The 13,860-nt window shown below is 35.5% G+C and carries 12 protein-coding genes and 1 other RNA gene; all 13 read left to right on the top strand.

All coding sequences use genetic code 11. The features are described from left to right. Positions 1–11: 11 nt before the first annotated feature. The 13 genes from J3U36_RS00550 (at position 12) to J3U36_RS00610 (ending at position 13,860) form a co-directional block, all read left to right on the top strand. A complete protein-coding gene (locus J3U36_RS00550) occupies positions 12–1,997 on the top strand; it encodes an exoribonuclease II (RefSeq protein ID WP_267379239.1) in 1,986 nt (661 codons plus the stop codon). Between the two features lie 228 nt (positions 1,998–2,225). Further along, complete coding sequence (locus J3U36_RS00555) at positions 2,226–2,462, top strand: YecH family metal-binding protein (RefSeq protein ID WP_065559551.1); 237 nt, start codon at positions 2,226–2,228, stop codon at positions 2,460–2,462. Between the two features lie 150 nt (positions 2,463–2,612). Continuing rightward, positions 2,613–3,278: a hypothetical protein gene (locus tag J3U36_RS00560; protein ID WP_267361060.1), complete on the top strand. Its 666-nt coding sequence runs from the start codon at positions 2,613–2,615 to the stop codon at positions 3,276–3,278. Between the two features lie 18 nt (positions 3,279–3,296). Further along, on the top strand, positions 3,297–4,859 hold the full coding sequence (locus tag J3U36_RS00565; protein WP_267350551.1) for a glucan biosynthesis protein G: 1,563 nt from the start codon (positions 3,297–3,299) through the stop codon (positions 4,857–4,859). Positions 4,860–4,869: 10 nt separating this feature from the next. Further along, entirely contained in the window at positions 4,870–7,227 is a 2,358-nt protein-coding gene (gene mdoH, locus J3U36_RS00570; protein ID WP_267379236.1) for a glucans biosynthesis glucosyltransferase MdoH, read from the top strand. Positions 7,228–7,289: 62 nt separating this feature from the next. Further along, positions 7,290–8,264 (top strand): elongation factor P--(R)-beta-lysine ligase, encoded by a 975-nt coding sequence (epmA, locus tag J3U36_RS00575; RefSeq protein ID WP_267361064.1) that lies wholly within the window; start codon positions 7,290–7,292, stop codon positions 8,262–8,264. Positions 8,265–8,266: 2 nt separating this feature from the next. Then, positions 8,267–9,634, top strand: coding sequence for a DNA recombination protein RmuC (gene rmuC / locus J3U36_RS00580; protein WP_267379233.1), 1,368 nt, complete (start codon positions 8,267–8,269; stop codon positions 9,632–9,634). Positions 9,635–9,764: 130 nt separating this feature from the next. Next, the gene (gene xseB, locus J3U36_RS00585) at positions 9,765–10,010 is read left to right on the top strand and encodes an exodeoxyribonuclease VII small subunit (protein ID WP_065559557.1); all 246 of its coding nucleotides are present in this window, start codon (positions 9,765–9,767) and stop codon (positions 10,008–10,010) included. Further along, positions 10,000–10,872 carry a (2E,6E)-farnesyl diphosphate synthase gene (ispA, locus tag J3U36_RS00590; RefSeq protein WP_411597176.1) on the top strand — a complete coding sequence of 291 codons (873 nt, stop codon included), beginning with the start codon at positions 10,000–10,002 and terminating at the stop codon, positions 10,870–10,872. Before xseB ends, ispA begins: the two co-directional genes overlap by 11 nt. Positions 10,873–10,887: 15 nt before the next feature. Further along, positions 10,888–12,750: a 1-deoxy-D-xylulose-5-phosphate synthase gene (dxs, locus tag J3U36_RS00595; RefSeq protein WP_411590082.1), complete on the top strand. Its 1,863-nt coding sequence runs from the start codon at positions 10,888–10,890 to the stop codon at positions 12,748–12,750. A gap of 7 nt (positions 12,751–12,757) precedes the next feature. Then, entirely contained in the window at positions 12,758–13,051 is a 294-nt protein-coding gene (zapA, locus tag J3U36_RS00600; protein WP_065559560.1) for a cell division protein ZapA, read from the top strand. A gap of 56 nt (positions 13,052–13,107) precedes the next feature. Then, positions 13,108–13,290: non-coding RNA, 6S RNA (gene ssrS, locus J3U36_RS00605), on the top strand. 24 nt (positions 13,291–13,314) lie between these two features. Next, positions 13,315–13,860: a 5-formyltetrahydrofolate cyclo-ligase gene (locus J3U36_RS00610; RefSeq protein WP_267379226.1), complete on the top strand. Its 546-nt coding sequence runs from the start codon at positions 13,315–13,317 to the stop codon at positions 13,858–13,860.

The raw sequence follows: 13,860 nt of genomic DNA on the forward strand, positions 1-13,860 counted from the left end.
AAGCTATAAATGTGTTAGAATTCAGCACTTATTTTCATTATATATTAAGTCATATGTTTCAAAATAACCCATTACTCGCACAACTAAAGCAAGAGCTTCATCAACAAACGCCACGCATTGAAGGCACAGTCCGAGCCCATGAGAAGGGATTCGGTTTTTTAGACGTTGATAACAAAACCAGTTATTTTATACCAATGGCTAAAATGAAAACCGTTTGTCATGGCGACAAAGTTTCTGGAATCGTTGTCAAAAACAACGATAAAGAATCTTTTGAACCTGAAGTATTACTTGAAAGCGCATTAGAATCATTTATTGGAAGAATAGGTTTCCAAGACCGTTCAATGGTTATCTATCCAGAAAACATGCCTAGTAGTTTTTCGATCCCCTGCAAAGTAAATAGTCAACTTCCACAAAAATTGAAAGAAAATGACTGGGTCGTTGCAACACTAATTTCACATCCTTTGAACGCAGACAAAAAAAAATTTGTTGCAGCCATTACCGATTTCATCGTTAAAGATGATTCAAAATACAAATTATGGCTTAAAACACTAGCACGTTATAATTTAGAAACAACAGTACCGCAAGCTGATACTTTATCGATTATTGAAAAAGAGCTTGAAAATCGTCAAGATTTAACTGACGTCTGTTTTTTTACCATAGATAGTGAAAACACTCAAGATATGGATGATGCGATTTCGGTTAATATGGATGAACAAGGTAATTTTAATCTTCATGTCGCCATTGCCGATCCCACAGCATTTGTCTTGAAAGATAGTGATATTGATAATATTGCAAAAATGAGGAATTTTACGACCTACCTTCCCGATTTCAATATCCCAATGTTACCTAAAGAGTTAGCCGATGATTTATGTTCTTTGCAAGCGAATGTAAAACGCCCGGCAATGGTTTGCAAGCTAAAACTTGATTCATCAGGGAATATCTTATTTGATAGCATCAGTTTTACCTCTGCTTGGATAGAATCGAAAGCCAAACTTGCTTATCACAATGTTTCTGACTTCTTGGAAAACAATGAGCAATTATCTTCAAGTCATTCATCTTTACCCGAACAACTTAATATTTTAGCCAATTTAGCTAAGGTCAGAATAAATTGGCGACAAGAAAATGCACTTGTTTTTAAGGATGTAACCGACTACCGTTTCGTACTTGATGAAAATCGCCAAGTTGAAGCTATTATAAAAGAACCGCGTCGCATCGCTAATCAAATTGTTGAAGAAGTCATGGTGATTGCAAACCAAGCATTAACCACGATGTTAAATGAAAAAATTGGTTTTGGTATTTATAATATTCACACCGGTTTTGACACCAAATATCTGGATCAAATATTAAAAATTCTAGCCGACAACGGGATAACTGAGTTTGATAAAACGTCACTAACTTCGTTTGCAGGTTATATAAAACTTCGTCGCATCATTGATAATGATCCGTTTTTAGCCATGCGATTACGAAAATTCCAAAGTCCGGCTGATTTTTCAATTGAACCTCAACCTCATTTTGGATTGGGATTTGACGCTTATGCAACTTGGACATCACCAATTCGTAAATATGGCGATATGGTTAATCATCGTTTATTGAAAGCTTATATGCGCCAGGAAGCGTTAACACCACCGGATACAAATCAACTCAAAACCATGAATGAACGGCGAAAAATGTTAAGATTGGCAGAACGAGATATGGCCGAAAATCTATTTGCTCAATACTTATCAGATAAAATTGGTCAAACATACACAGCTGAAATTGTGGATATCAATCGTGGCGGTGCCAGAGTTCGTCTTACCGATATTGGTGCTTATGCTTTTTTACCTTTATCCATGCTACATTCTGTAAGGGAAGAAATCGTTTCATTACCCGATGAAGGAGTGATTAAAATAAACGATAACATCGGTTATAAACTCACAGATATTATCCCTGTTTCTATCTTTCAAGTAAAAAATGAAAATCAATCAATTATCGTTAAATTAACAAATATTAATGAATAATTAAAAATATGATGCCTTGCAGATTAATGATAATTAATCTTTACCTAATGCTGTAATTATTTAGCAGCAAGGCATCATATATTGACAATATCTTAACGATTAAATCCTTTTGTTTCGTGATAAGATCTGATATCTTTCCCAACCTTGTTAAAACATTGCTTTTATAAGATAAATGGGTTATAAAAGTGTCGTTGTTATAGCATTAATCGGTAACATCAAGAGGGATTTATGGTATCAATTCATGGTCATGAAGTTTTACAAATGATGGAAGGGAATAGCTACACAGAATTATCTCTACTGGCAGCTATTGAACAACGATTTGGAAAACATGCTAAATTTCATACTTGCTCTAAAACAGATATGAATGCATCTGAACTGATTGCTTTTTTGAAAGCGAAAGCAAAATTTTCACCTGTAACAAATACGCAATTTACAGTTAATATTCAGAAGATCTGTCACCACTAATGATAAAGTTGTAAGTTCTATCACATTTTTTACAAAAAAATACGTCGTTATAAAGTGTTATTATAAAAAAAAGTATATAATTTTTTTAATAATAGCTATATAGCATCCTATTGAATTATAACTCAAGAATAAGTTCATGGAATTTTATATATGAAAATAAGTAATATTTTAACATGTGCCATTGTTGCTATTCTTGTTTCAAGTTGCGCACTTCGATCTGATTTGTCACAGAAAAAAGCTGAAGGGAATACTGAAACAGATCAATTATTGGCTTTACAAAATAAAACTGAATATAACAATCCCTATGTTGTTAATGCAAAAAATCAACTAGCTCAATTAATTGGCAACAAAAATTTTAATAACTATGTTATTAAGCGAGGATTGCTAACGTGTAAAAATGATAATAATTCAGCCTTTTGTGTTTTAAATTTTTATTTGACTGAATATTATAAGCTGAAATCTGATCTGCAACTCAAAAAAATAACTGAAGAAAACGAAGCTGAGCGTCAAATTGAACTGAATAAAATCAAGGCATCTCGCAGCAATATCAAAAATTATTGTGATCTTTCTGCTGATTTTGTCTCGGCAATTTATACAAAAGATACAACCAAGATTGCCAACTACTATCAACCCTTATTTAAAATGTCTGAGCAAGATATGTCAGCACTCTATTCTAAAATCAATAAAGATAATTATGCTCACTTTTTGATTGACCAAAACCCAAGTATTATTTTAGAAATGAAAAACGATTATGTTGAAAAGTGTTTAGGCAATCCAAAAGATAATATTATTAATTATTTCAATATATTTAGATAAACCCAATGTGAGTATTTTATGCACAATTTATTGCCAAACAGCCAATTTTATAAAACAGTCACATGCAAAATATTTTGCGTGTGTGCTGTTTCGTTAATTAGCTTTTCTTCTTGGGCATTTTCGTATGAGGATGTGATAAACAAAGCTAAAGACTTGTCAAAAAAAGCTTATCAGCAACCATCCAAAAATATCCCGAGTGAACTTGCATCATTACAATTTGCAGACTATCAGAAAATTCAATTTAATCATCAAAAAGCTTATTGGAATGATGAAGATACTCGTTTTAAACTTGAGTTTTATCATGAAGGTATGTATTTCGATACCCCCGTTAAGATTAATGAGGTCGTCAATAATCACGCTCAAGAAATAAAATATGATCCTAGTTATTTTGACCTTAGTCAGATTCACTTAGATAAATTAGATACTAAAAATTTAGGCTTTGCGGGATTTAAAGTACATTATCCTATCAATTCGCCAACAAAAACCGATGATGAAGTTTTTACTGCACTCGGTGGTAGTTACTTTCGGGCAATAGGTAAAAACCAAATCTATGGTCTTTCAGCGAGAGGGCTTGCTATCGATACAGGTGAAATATCGGGAGAAGAGTTTCCTCGTTTTAAAGAATTTTGGATAGAAAGACCCGAACCGAATCAGAAACATTTAGTGATTTATGCGCTTCTTGATTCATCTAGTGTAACAGGTGCATACAAAATAACGTTAATCCCAAGTGTTGATACCACTGTCACAGTTGAAGCTAAAGTTTTCTTCCGTACATCAGTAAAAAAACTTGGTGTGGCACCTTTAACCAGTATGTTTTTATATGGGCCAAATCAACCTTCGCCAATTTTGAATTATCGCCCTGCTATGCATGATTCCAATGGGTTATCCATTTTAACCAACAATAATGAATGGATTTGGCGTCCGTTAAACAATCCTAAGCGTCTGTCGTTTTCATCTTATAGCTTGGAAAACCCTAAACAATTTGGCTTGATTCAACGTGATAATGGTTTTCAAGATTACCAAGACCTTGACGATCATTATGAGCAAAGACCAAGTGTTTGGACAGAAATTCTTGGCGATTGGCAAAAAGGTCGTGTGGAACTTGTTGAAATACCGACCGCCGATGAAACTAACGATAATATCGTAACGTTCTGGGTTCCGAAAAAACAGTACAATGCTGGTGATGTTCTTGATATTAGCTATCGATTACACTATACGTTAAATGATCAGCAACGTTATCCAAGTAATGTTGCCAGAGCAGTTAGTACGCGTTTATCGCTAGGCGATATCAAACAGGCAAATCTAATTCGTAAACTTGATGGTTCTAATGCTTACGTCATTGATTTTGCAGGACCTCAATTATCCAATAAAATACCTGTTAAGGTGATTTCAAGTATCACCAATGGATCGATTGTTAGCACAGACTCACAATATAATTCGGTAACGAAAGGATGGCGTGTCATTGTAAGGTTTAATGTTGAAGATAACAAAAAAGCCACTGATATTCGTATTCAATTAGCTTCTGAGAAAACTAACGAAATTTTATCCGAAACATGGAGTGGTCAATACCCTGCACAATAGTGATAATCCTATGAAAAATGATTACTTTTCACATCTTTCTGACGCCGATAACTGGTGTCAGAAATCAAATGAACAGGAAATGCCTTCTGATGATGTGGCATTTTTGAAGTATCGCTTGCATCAAATTAGTGATACTCGTGATTTTAATGATGACAGAAAGCAACAACCTACCTATCCAGACATTAAGCGTGTTGCAATCCAACCTCAAATTTGGAATAAACCTTTCAAAGCAAAATCCAAGCCAAATAGAAGTTTTATTGCCACAATTCGGCGTTTGATAATGTTTTTGTTGATTGCCATTCAAACTTATTTAGGCACAAATTATTTATCTTCTTTGCTACCCTATCAAAGTTGGGACAAAATTAATTTTATGGCTAATTGGCAGCTAAATCCTGAACTGGCAATATATAACGTGATTCCCTATATTATTCAAGGAATTATAATAGTCCTGTTTGCTATCTTGTTTTGTTGGATCTCAATTGGTTTTTGGACAAGTATTATGGGATTAATTTTGGCGGTCATAGGTAAAGATCGATTCACCATACCGATTCCAACGGATCCTGCATCCCATATTGACAATACGCATCGCACTGCTTTAGTTATGCCAATTTGTAATGAAGATGTGGCACGTGTTTTTGCCGGATTAGAAGCAACTTACCAATCACTCGTCGAAACCGGTCATGTCGCATGTTGTGACTTTTACATTTTAAGTGATACCAATGATCCCGATCTTTATGTTAATGAACTGAAAGCTTGGGCTGATTTCAACGCTAAAAAAGCCGATAACGGATGTCAAATTTTTTACCGTCACCGCAAACGCCGCGTAAAACGTAAAAGTGGTAACATCGATGATTTTTGTCGTCGTTGGGGTCATTTATATGAATATATGATGATTCTTGATGCAGACAGTATTATGACTGGCGACTGTATTTTAAAAATGATTGCCATGATGGAAATGACACCTAATGCAGGTATTTTGCAATCCCCTCCGAAGTCAGTCAGAATGAAAACACTCTATGGGCGTATTCAACAATTCGCTAATCAAATATATAGTGATATATTTTGTTCAGGTACTCACTTTTGGCAATTGGGTGAAGCACAATATTGGGGACATAATGCGATGATTCGTTTAAAACCCTTTATTGAACACTGTATTTTATCGCCTTTACAAAAACGTAAAGGGCCTCTTCATATATTGTCACATGATCTTGTCGAAGCGACATTAATGCGACGGGCTGGTTATGGAGTTTGGATTGCTTATAATCTTAATGGTAGCTATGAAGAGCTTCCTGGCAACATGATTGAAGATCTTAAACGAGATAATCGCTGGTGTATGGGAAATCTAATCAATTTAAGATTAATCTTTAAAAGTGGAATTACCTTTACCCACCGCATTATGTTTTTGACCAGTGGTATGGCTTATATTTCGTCACTTTTATGGTTGGTCTTTTTAATCTTTTCTACATTATTATTATTGGTATTTAACATTTCAGAACCACAATATTTTTACCAATCCAATCAATTTTATCCTACTTGGCCTAAATGGGATGAACAGTTAGCAATAAGACTATTATCGACAACGTTAATATTATTATTTGCGCCAAAATTTTTTAGCTACGGTATTATCATTGCCAAAACCAGAGCAAAAGACGTAGGTGGAATTTTTAAATTAACCTTATCTATCCTTATTGAAATGATATGGTCGATGATTTTAGCCCCTATCCGCATGATATTTCATAGTAAATTTGTGGTAAAAGCATGGTTGGGTAGTAAAATCCAGTGGAAATCCCCTTCACGAAATGATGACGCGTTAACATGGGGCGAGTCATTCTATTTTTGCTGGCCACTGTCAATATTAGGCATTATTTGGTTAGCGATAATAATTTGGCTCAACCCGCAATTTACCTATTGGTACATTGCAATCCTGATACCGTTAACTATTTCTCCATTGGTTATTCGTGTTTCGGGTCTTTCTAGTGTGGGAATCAAAGCTCAAAAAGCAGGTTTATTTTTAACCCCTGAAGAAACGCATCCAACTCGTGCCGTCACATTGACAGACGATTATTTACAACAAATCGAGGCTGCTTTTGTGCAACATGGCTTTATTATGGCACTTGTAGATCCGGTTTATAATGCGCTGGCATGTGCATTATCTACTTCACGTCATTTAGCGAATGAAAAAAATCAATTAGTACGTGACGAATTAGTTCATCACTATTTACACACAGATCTTGAAAAAATTACTAAAGAACAACAATTAGCAATTTTAGAAGATCCTTTCATCCTTTCTCAATTGCATCGCCATATTTGGCTGCAACAAGAAAAATACGACAATTTGTTCCAATTATGGCAAAATGAGCGTCAATAGTAATTTATAGGGCTTTAGCCCTATTTCTTTTTTATGAATTATCAACCCTCATGGATTTTTTTATGACTTGGCAACCTTCTGCATCTATCACTAACCTTCTTAAGCGCGCAAAAATCGTTTCTCAAGTAAGACAATTCTTTGCTGACCGATGTATTTTAGAAGTTGAAACTCCAACTTTAAGCCAATATGCTGTCACGGATGTGCATTTAAGTTCCTTTGATACCACTTTTTATAAACCAGGCGAATTTGAACTATCTCAAGGACAAAAAATGACGCTCATTACCAGTCCTGAATACCATATGAAACGCTTACTGGCTGCGGGCAGTGGTCCTATTTATCAAATCTGTAAATCCTTTCGTAATCATGAAGAAGTGAGTCGAATTCACAATCCCGAGTTTACTATGCTTGAATGGTATCGAATTCAATTTGATATGATGCAAATGATCAACGAAGTCGACGATCTATTACAATACGTCTTAGATTGTGAGCCTGCTGAAAGGATTTCATACCAAAAAGCTTTTCAACGTCATTTAAATATCGACCCGCTCGAAGCAGATCACCAAACATTAATTACTGCCGCAAATCAACTCAACATGGGTATAAAAACTGAAGATTATGATCGAGATTCATTATTACAGTGCTTGTTTACCTTAGGCGTTGAACCGCATATCGGGAAAGATAGACCCATAGCTGTCTTTAATTTTCCTGCTTCTCAAGCAGCATTAGCCACTATCAGTTCCGAAGATCATCGCGTTGCAAGTCGTTTTGAGTTCTATTATAAAGGTGTAGAACTTGCCAATGGATTTAAAGAACTGACAAATGCGCAAGAACAAAAGCTACGATTTGAACAAAATAATCTGGATCGCACCAAATTAAACTTACCACAACAAAATATTGATGTTGAATTATTAGCAGCAATGGAAGCAGGATTGCCTGATTGTGCAGGCGTTGCGGTAGGATTAGATCGCCTAATCATGCTAGCGCTTGAGTCACAAAGCTTAGCGGATGTGGTATCATTTACTTTTGAAAGGGCTTAATTATGCTTGCTGCGTTGGGATTAATTGATTGGATTGCAATTATTTTTTGTTGTGTATCCTTAATTTTATTGATAATCGTTTTTAAGTACCAATTTACCAGCCATAATCTCAAACAATTATTTGATATTCAATTGTCACAGAAAAAAGAGGAATTGCAGACTCTTGTCAAACAAGTCATGCAGTTAGAAAATGAACTTAATGAGTATCGACAACAACACGTTGCTCAAAATATGAAAATTAGCGAACTGAAAACTCGCTTAGAAGAAACGCTTAATTCTGCGCATGAACGTCAAACTATTCTTGAACAAAGCGAGCAACGTCTTACAACCCAATTTGAAAACTTAGCTAATCGCATATTTGAACACAGTGGTAAAAAAATTGAACAACAAAATAAACAAAGTTTAGATTTTTTATTGTCACCACTTAAAGAGCAGTTAGAAGGCTTTAAAAAACAAGTTCAAGATAGTTTTGGTCAAGAAGCGAAAGAGCGTCATACACTGACACACGAAATTCGTAATTTGCAGCAACTCAATGAGCTTATGACTAAAGAAGCGATTAATCTTACTAATGCCTTAAAAGGAAATAATAAAACTCAAGGAAATTGGGGTGAATTTATCCTCAGTCAAATTTTGGATAATTCTGGATTACGTTTAGGTTATGAATATGAAACACAAGTAAATCTAACCAATGACGATAATCGACGATTACAGCCTGATGTCATTGTACATTTACCTCAAGGTGGTGATGTTGTGATTGATTCAAAAGTCACCCTTGTTGCTTATGAGCGCTATTTTAATGGCGAAGATGAGGTCATCAAAGCTAAAGCCATGTCAGACCACTTGATAGCAGTCCGTAATCATCTTAAACAACTTAGCCAAAAAGACTATCATAAACTTATCGGCATTAATTCGTTAGATTATATTCTGATGTTTATTCCCGTCGAACCCGCTTTTTTATGTGCCATAGATCAGGATCCCTCATTAATCAATGAGGCACTAAAAAATAATATTATGATAGTCAGTCCAACCACGCTTTTAGTAGCACTGCGAACTATTCATAATCTATGGCGATTTGAATATCAAAATCGTAATGCCGAATTAATTGCCGATAGAGCAAGTAAACTTTATGATAAAGTCCGTGGTTTTGTTGAGGATATGGAAAATTTGGGTAACTGTTTAGATAAAGCACAACAAACATTTCAAAATTCAATGAATAAATTGGCTAAAGGACGAGGTAACGTCATTGGTCAAATTGAAAAATTTCGGGAATTAGGTGTTGAAGTTAAAAAACCGATCGATCCTGATCTTGCTTTAGTGTCACTAGATGAATTGGAGCAGAAGCAAGAGACTATTTCAAATCAATCATTATAAGTAGGTATTGTATTGATAATGAAGAACGTCAGGCATTGAAGATCGCTAAATGCTAGAATATACAGATAAAGTGTCATTCACCATTCTTAAAATAACGTGTATACTCACTGAGTAAAAAGAGGATTACCTTATGCCCAAAAAAACGACTAAAGAACCGAGTTTTGAAGAAACACTGAAACAGCTTGAAACTATCGTCACACATTTAGAAAATGGTGACCTACCCCTAGATGAAGCATTGAATGAATTTGAAAAAGGGGTCAAGCTTGCCAGAGCGGGTCAAAAACAGTTAAAACAAGCAGAGCAACGGATACAAATTTTATTATCTGAAAATAGTGATGCTGAATTGTCAGATTTTTTAGTGGATGATGATGAATAACTTAAAAACGTTGCAAGATCGTATTGATGCTTTTTTAACGTCGTATTTATCAGAAAAATCGGCATCGACTTTGCAACAAGCTATGAGTTACAGTTTACTTGCTGGTGGTAAGCGAATACGCCCTATTTTAGTCTATTTAACAGGTCAAATGTTTGGTTGTCCACTTGCTAATTTGGACGAACCGGCAGCCGCAATTGAATCAATCCATACCTATTCGCTTATTCATGATGACCTTCCTGCTATGGATAATGATGATTTACGGCGAGGTAAACCTACTTGCCATATTCAATTTAATGAAGCACAGGCTATCTTAGCCGGAGACGCATTACAATCATTAGCATTTACATTATTAGCTGAAAGCCAATTCATCGATGATCAAGCCAAAATTAGAATGATAACCGAGCTGGCACAAGCAAGTGGTTTAGATGGGATGTGTTTAGGACAATCACTTGATTTACAAGCTGAACACCAATCGATATCACTTGAGCATTTACAAAAAATTCACTGCTACAAAACTGGCGCTTTGATAAAAGCAGCGATACGCTTGGGCGCCTATGCGAGCGGTAATCAAGCTATCCCTTATTATGCTAATTTAGATCATTATGCAAAGGCAATTGGACTTGCTTTTCAAATTCAAGATGACATTTTAGATATTATTGGCGAACAAGCCATTATGGGAAAACCACAAGGTTCAGATATTGCGCATGAAAAAAGCACTTATCCGGCCTTAATGGGATTAAAAAATGCGCAACAGTTGACACAACAACTTTATCAACAAGCTATCGATAGTGTGAAGCAAATACCTTATAATAGTAAGCCATTACAAGACCTTGCTAGTTATATTATTAATCGTAATAGTTAACACACTCACTCAATAATAAAGATGAATTTAGATAATTATCCGCTATTAAAACAAATTAACTCTCCAACCGATCTTAGGCGCTATCCGCTTTCGCAATTATCTGCGATTTGTCGTGAGCTTAGGCAATTTTTGTTAACTAGTGTAAGTCAATCCAGTGGACATTTAGCTTCCGGTCTTGGCGTAGTTGAATTAACGGTCGCCCTCCATTACGTTTATCATACGCCATTCGATAAAATTATTTGGGATGTTGGACATCAAGCCTATCCACATAAAATTTTAACGGGTCGCCGTGATCAGATGCTGACTATTCGCCAAAAAGACGGCATACATTCTTTTCCACATCGAGAAGAAAGCGAATATGACGTATTAACTACAGGACATTCTTCAACTTCAATCAGTGCAGCATTGGGTATTGCCATTAGTGAACAAAAAAAACAATCAGGTCAAAAAGTTGCAGCCATTATCGGAGACGGTGCATTAACAGCAGGCATGGCATTTGAAGCAATGAATCATGCAGGTCATATCAAACCCGATATGTTAGTGATTATAAATGATAATGATATGTCCATTTCTGAAAATACCGGAGCATTAAATCAACATTTAACGCAAATTCTATCCAGTAAGGCCTATACTTCTTTTCGAGAAAGTGGCAAACGTGTTCTTTCCAATATTCCGCCATTAAAAGAGTTAGTTAAAAAAACAGAAGAACATTTAAAAGGTTTAATCACTCCTGCCATTTTATTTGAAGAACTGGGTTTTAATTACATTGGCCCCATTGACGGACATGATATTGAAAATTTAGTCTCCACATTACAAAGAGTGCGACAATTAAAAGGTCCTCAGTTATTGCATGTCATTACACAGAAAGGGAAAGGCTATGAGCCTGCTGAAAAGAACCCGACACTCTGGCATGGTGTACCAAAGTTTGATCCTATTGATGGAACTTTCCCGTTAGATAAAAAAATTGCACCCACCTATTCGCAAGTTTTTGGTGAATGGCTGTGTGAAATGGCAGAAAAGGACGAGCGATTGATCGCTATTACCCCCGCAATGAGTGAAGGTTCTGGTATGACTGAATTTGCTAAACGTTATCCCAACCAGTTTTATGATGTGGCTATTGCTGAGCAACATGCGGTAACGTTAGCGGCAGGTTTTGCTATTAGTGACTTTAAACCGATTGTGGCAATCTATTCTACTTTTTTACAACGTGCTTATGATCAAGTTATTCATGATATTGCAATACAAAATCTGCCTGTTTTGTTTGCGATAGATCGTGCGGGGATCGTGGGTGCAGATGGAGAAACCCATCAAGGGGCATTTGATTTAAGTTTTTTAAGATGTATACCAAATCTAGTTATCATGACACCAAGTGATGAAAATGAATGTCGTCAAATGCTATATACTGGCTATCTTCATCAAGGGCCTGCAGCGGTACGTTATCCTCGAGGAGAAGGAACAGGAACACCGCTAGCACCTTTAAATGCCATTCCATTAGGTCAATCTAAGGTATGCCGAGAAGGCGAAAAAATAGCTTTACTCAATTTTGGCACATTACTCCCTGAAGTTTTACAAGCTGCCGAGCAAATTAATGCTACAGTTATTGATATGCGCTTTGTAAAACCATTAGATGAGAAAGTACTTTTGCAGATTAGCCAAACCCATAATATACTAGTCACAATAGAAGAAAATAGTATTAAAGGCGGAGCAGGAAGTAGCATCAATGAATTCCTGTTATCGAAAAAAATAAAATGTGATATTTTAAACATTGGATTACCTGACAGGTTTATTCCACAAGGATCACAAAGTGAAATTAGGGCTGAAATGGGATTAAACTCAGAACATATTATCGATAAAATCAATAAATTTATAAATCAATAGGTAAAATATGGAAACTCAAGCTGTCACTATTCAAATTTTTGGACGAACGTTGAAATTTAATTGTCCAGTTGATGAAGTGGACGCCCTCAATAATGCTGCGAGAGATCTCGATCTACGCTTGACAAATTTACGTGAAAAATCACCACAAGTTGGAAGTGATCAACTAATTATGACGGCTGCACTGAATATCTCTTACGAACTGACTAAAGAAAAAGAAAAGAGTGATCAGTTTAGTGGTCGCTTAAAATTATTACAACAGTTACTTGATTCGGCTTTAAACTCTAACAATGAATCACTCTAATTGTAAATTTAATAAAAATACTATTGTATGATTTTTCAAATTTTGTATTATGTTACCCATCTCTGGGATGTTCGCGATTAAGGGTTAGTCCCCTGAGCCGATATTCTTTACTTTAGAATGATGTGACTTTTAATTGGTGTGTATGCCTTAATATTAAGGAAACCTAAAAATTAAAACACGTTGTTCACCTTGAACCTTGGGTTCAAGGGTTACGACCCTAACGACATCTTGGAGTTTTCCTTTTCTTCATAAGTGATAACTTAATGAACATCCGACAGATTATTCGCCAAAAAAGGCGTCAATTATCGCCTCATGAACGTCAAATTGCCCAGCAACGTATTTACCAAAAAATTGCTGATCATACTGCGATTGGTCAAGCCAAGAATATCGCAATATTTCTCTCTTTCGATGGCGAAATTGAAACTAAACCTATTATTGAATATTTATGGCAGCAAAATAAAGCTGTCTATTTACCGATAATTCATCCTTTTGTACCTACTCACTTACTTTTTATTCAATACACCCCTTACAGTCAATTAATCAAAAATAAGTATGGTATCTTAGAACCCGCTTTAAATGTATTAGATGTCATTCCCCATCAAAAATTGGATATTGTTTTCACTCCTTTAGTTGCATTCGATGATCGAGGTTATCGTTTAGGAATGGGTGGCGGATTTTATGATCGTTTGTTAGCTAATTATAAAGCAGACCAAATTTTACCGATTGGTTTAGGGTTTGCCTGCCAAAAAGTTCAGCAACTAAGCAATCAACCTTGGGATATCCAATTACCTCAAATCATTTATGCCTGA

The organism is Gilliamella sp. B3817, assembly GCF_026536705.1.
Taxonomy (GTDB): domain Bacteria; phylum Pseudomonadota; class Gammaproteobacteria; order Enterobacterales; family Orbaceae; genus Gilliamella; species Gilliamella apicola_I.

What these genes read in the sequence shown, in the direction of transcription:
- rmuC (WP_267379233.1), top strand. Translation starts at nt 8,267, where the DNA reads ATGCTTGCTGCGTTGGGATTAATTGATTGGATTGCAATTATTTTTTGT.
- zapA (WP_065559560.1), top strand. Translation starts at nt 12,758, where the DNA reads ATGGAAACTCAAGCTGTCACTATTCAAATTTTTGGACGAACGTTGAAA.
- J3U36_RS00560 (WP_267361060.1), top strand. Translation starts at nt 2,613, where the DNA reads ATGAAAATAAGTAATATTTTAACATGTGCCATTGTTGCTATTCTTGTT.
- ispA (WP_411597176.1), top strand. Translation starts at nt 10,000, where the DNA reads ATGATGAATAACTTAAAAACGTTGCAAGATCGTATTGATGCTTTTTTA.
- J3U36_RS00610 (WP_267379226.1), top strand. Translation starts at nt 13,315, where the DNA reads ATGAACATCCGACAGATTATTCGCCAAAAAAGGCGTCAATTATCGCCT.
- epmA (WP_267361064.1), top strand. Translation starts at nt 7,290, where the DNA reads ATGACTTGGCAACCTTCTGCATCTATCACTAACCTTCTTAAGCGCGCA.
- J3U36_RS00565 (WP_267350551.1), top strand. Translation starts at nt 3,297, where the DNA reads ATGCACAATTTATTGCCAAACAGCCAATTTTATAAAACAGTCACATGC.
- xseB (WP_065559557.1), top strand. Translation starts at nt 9,765, where the DNA reads ATGCCCAAAAAAACGACTAAAGAACCGAGTTTTGAAGAAACACTGAAA.
- J3U36_RS00555 (WP_065559551.1), top strand. Translation starts at nt 2,226, where the DNA reads ATGGTATCAATTCATGGTCATGAAGTTTTACAAATGATGGAAGGGAAT.
- mdoH (WP_267379236.1), top strand. Translation starts at nt 4,870, where the DNA reads ATGAAAAATGATTACTTTTCACATCTTTCTGACGCCGATAACTGGTGT.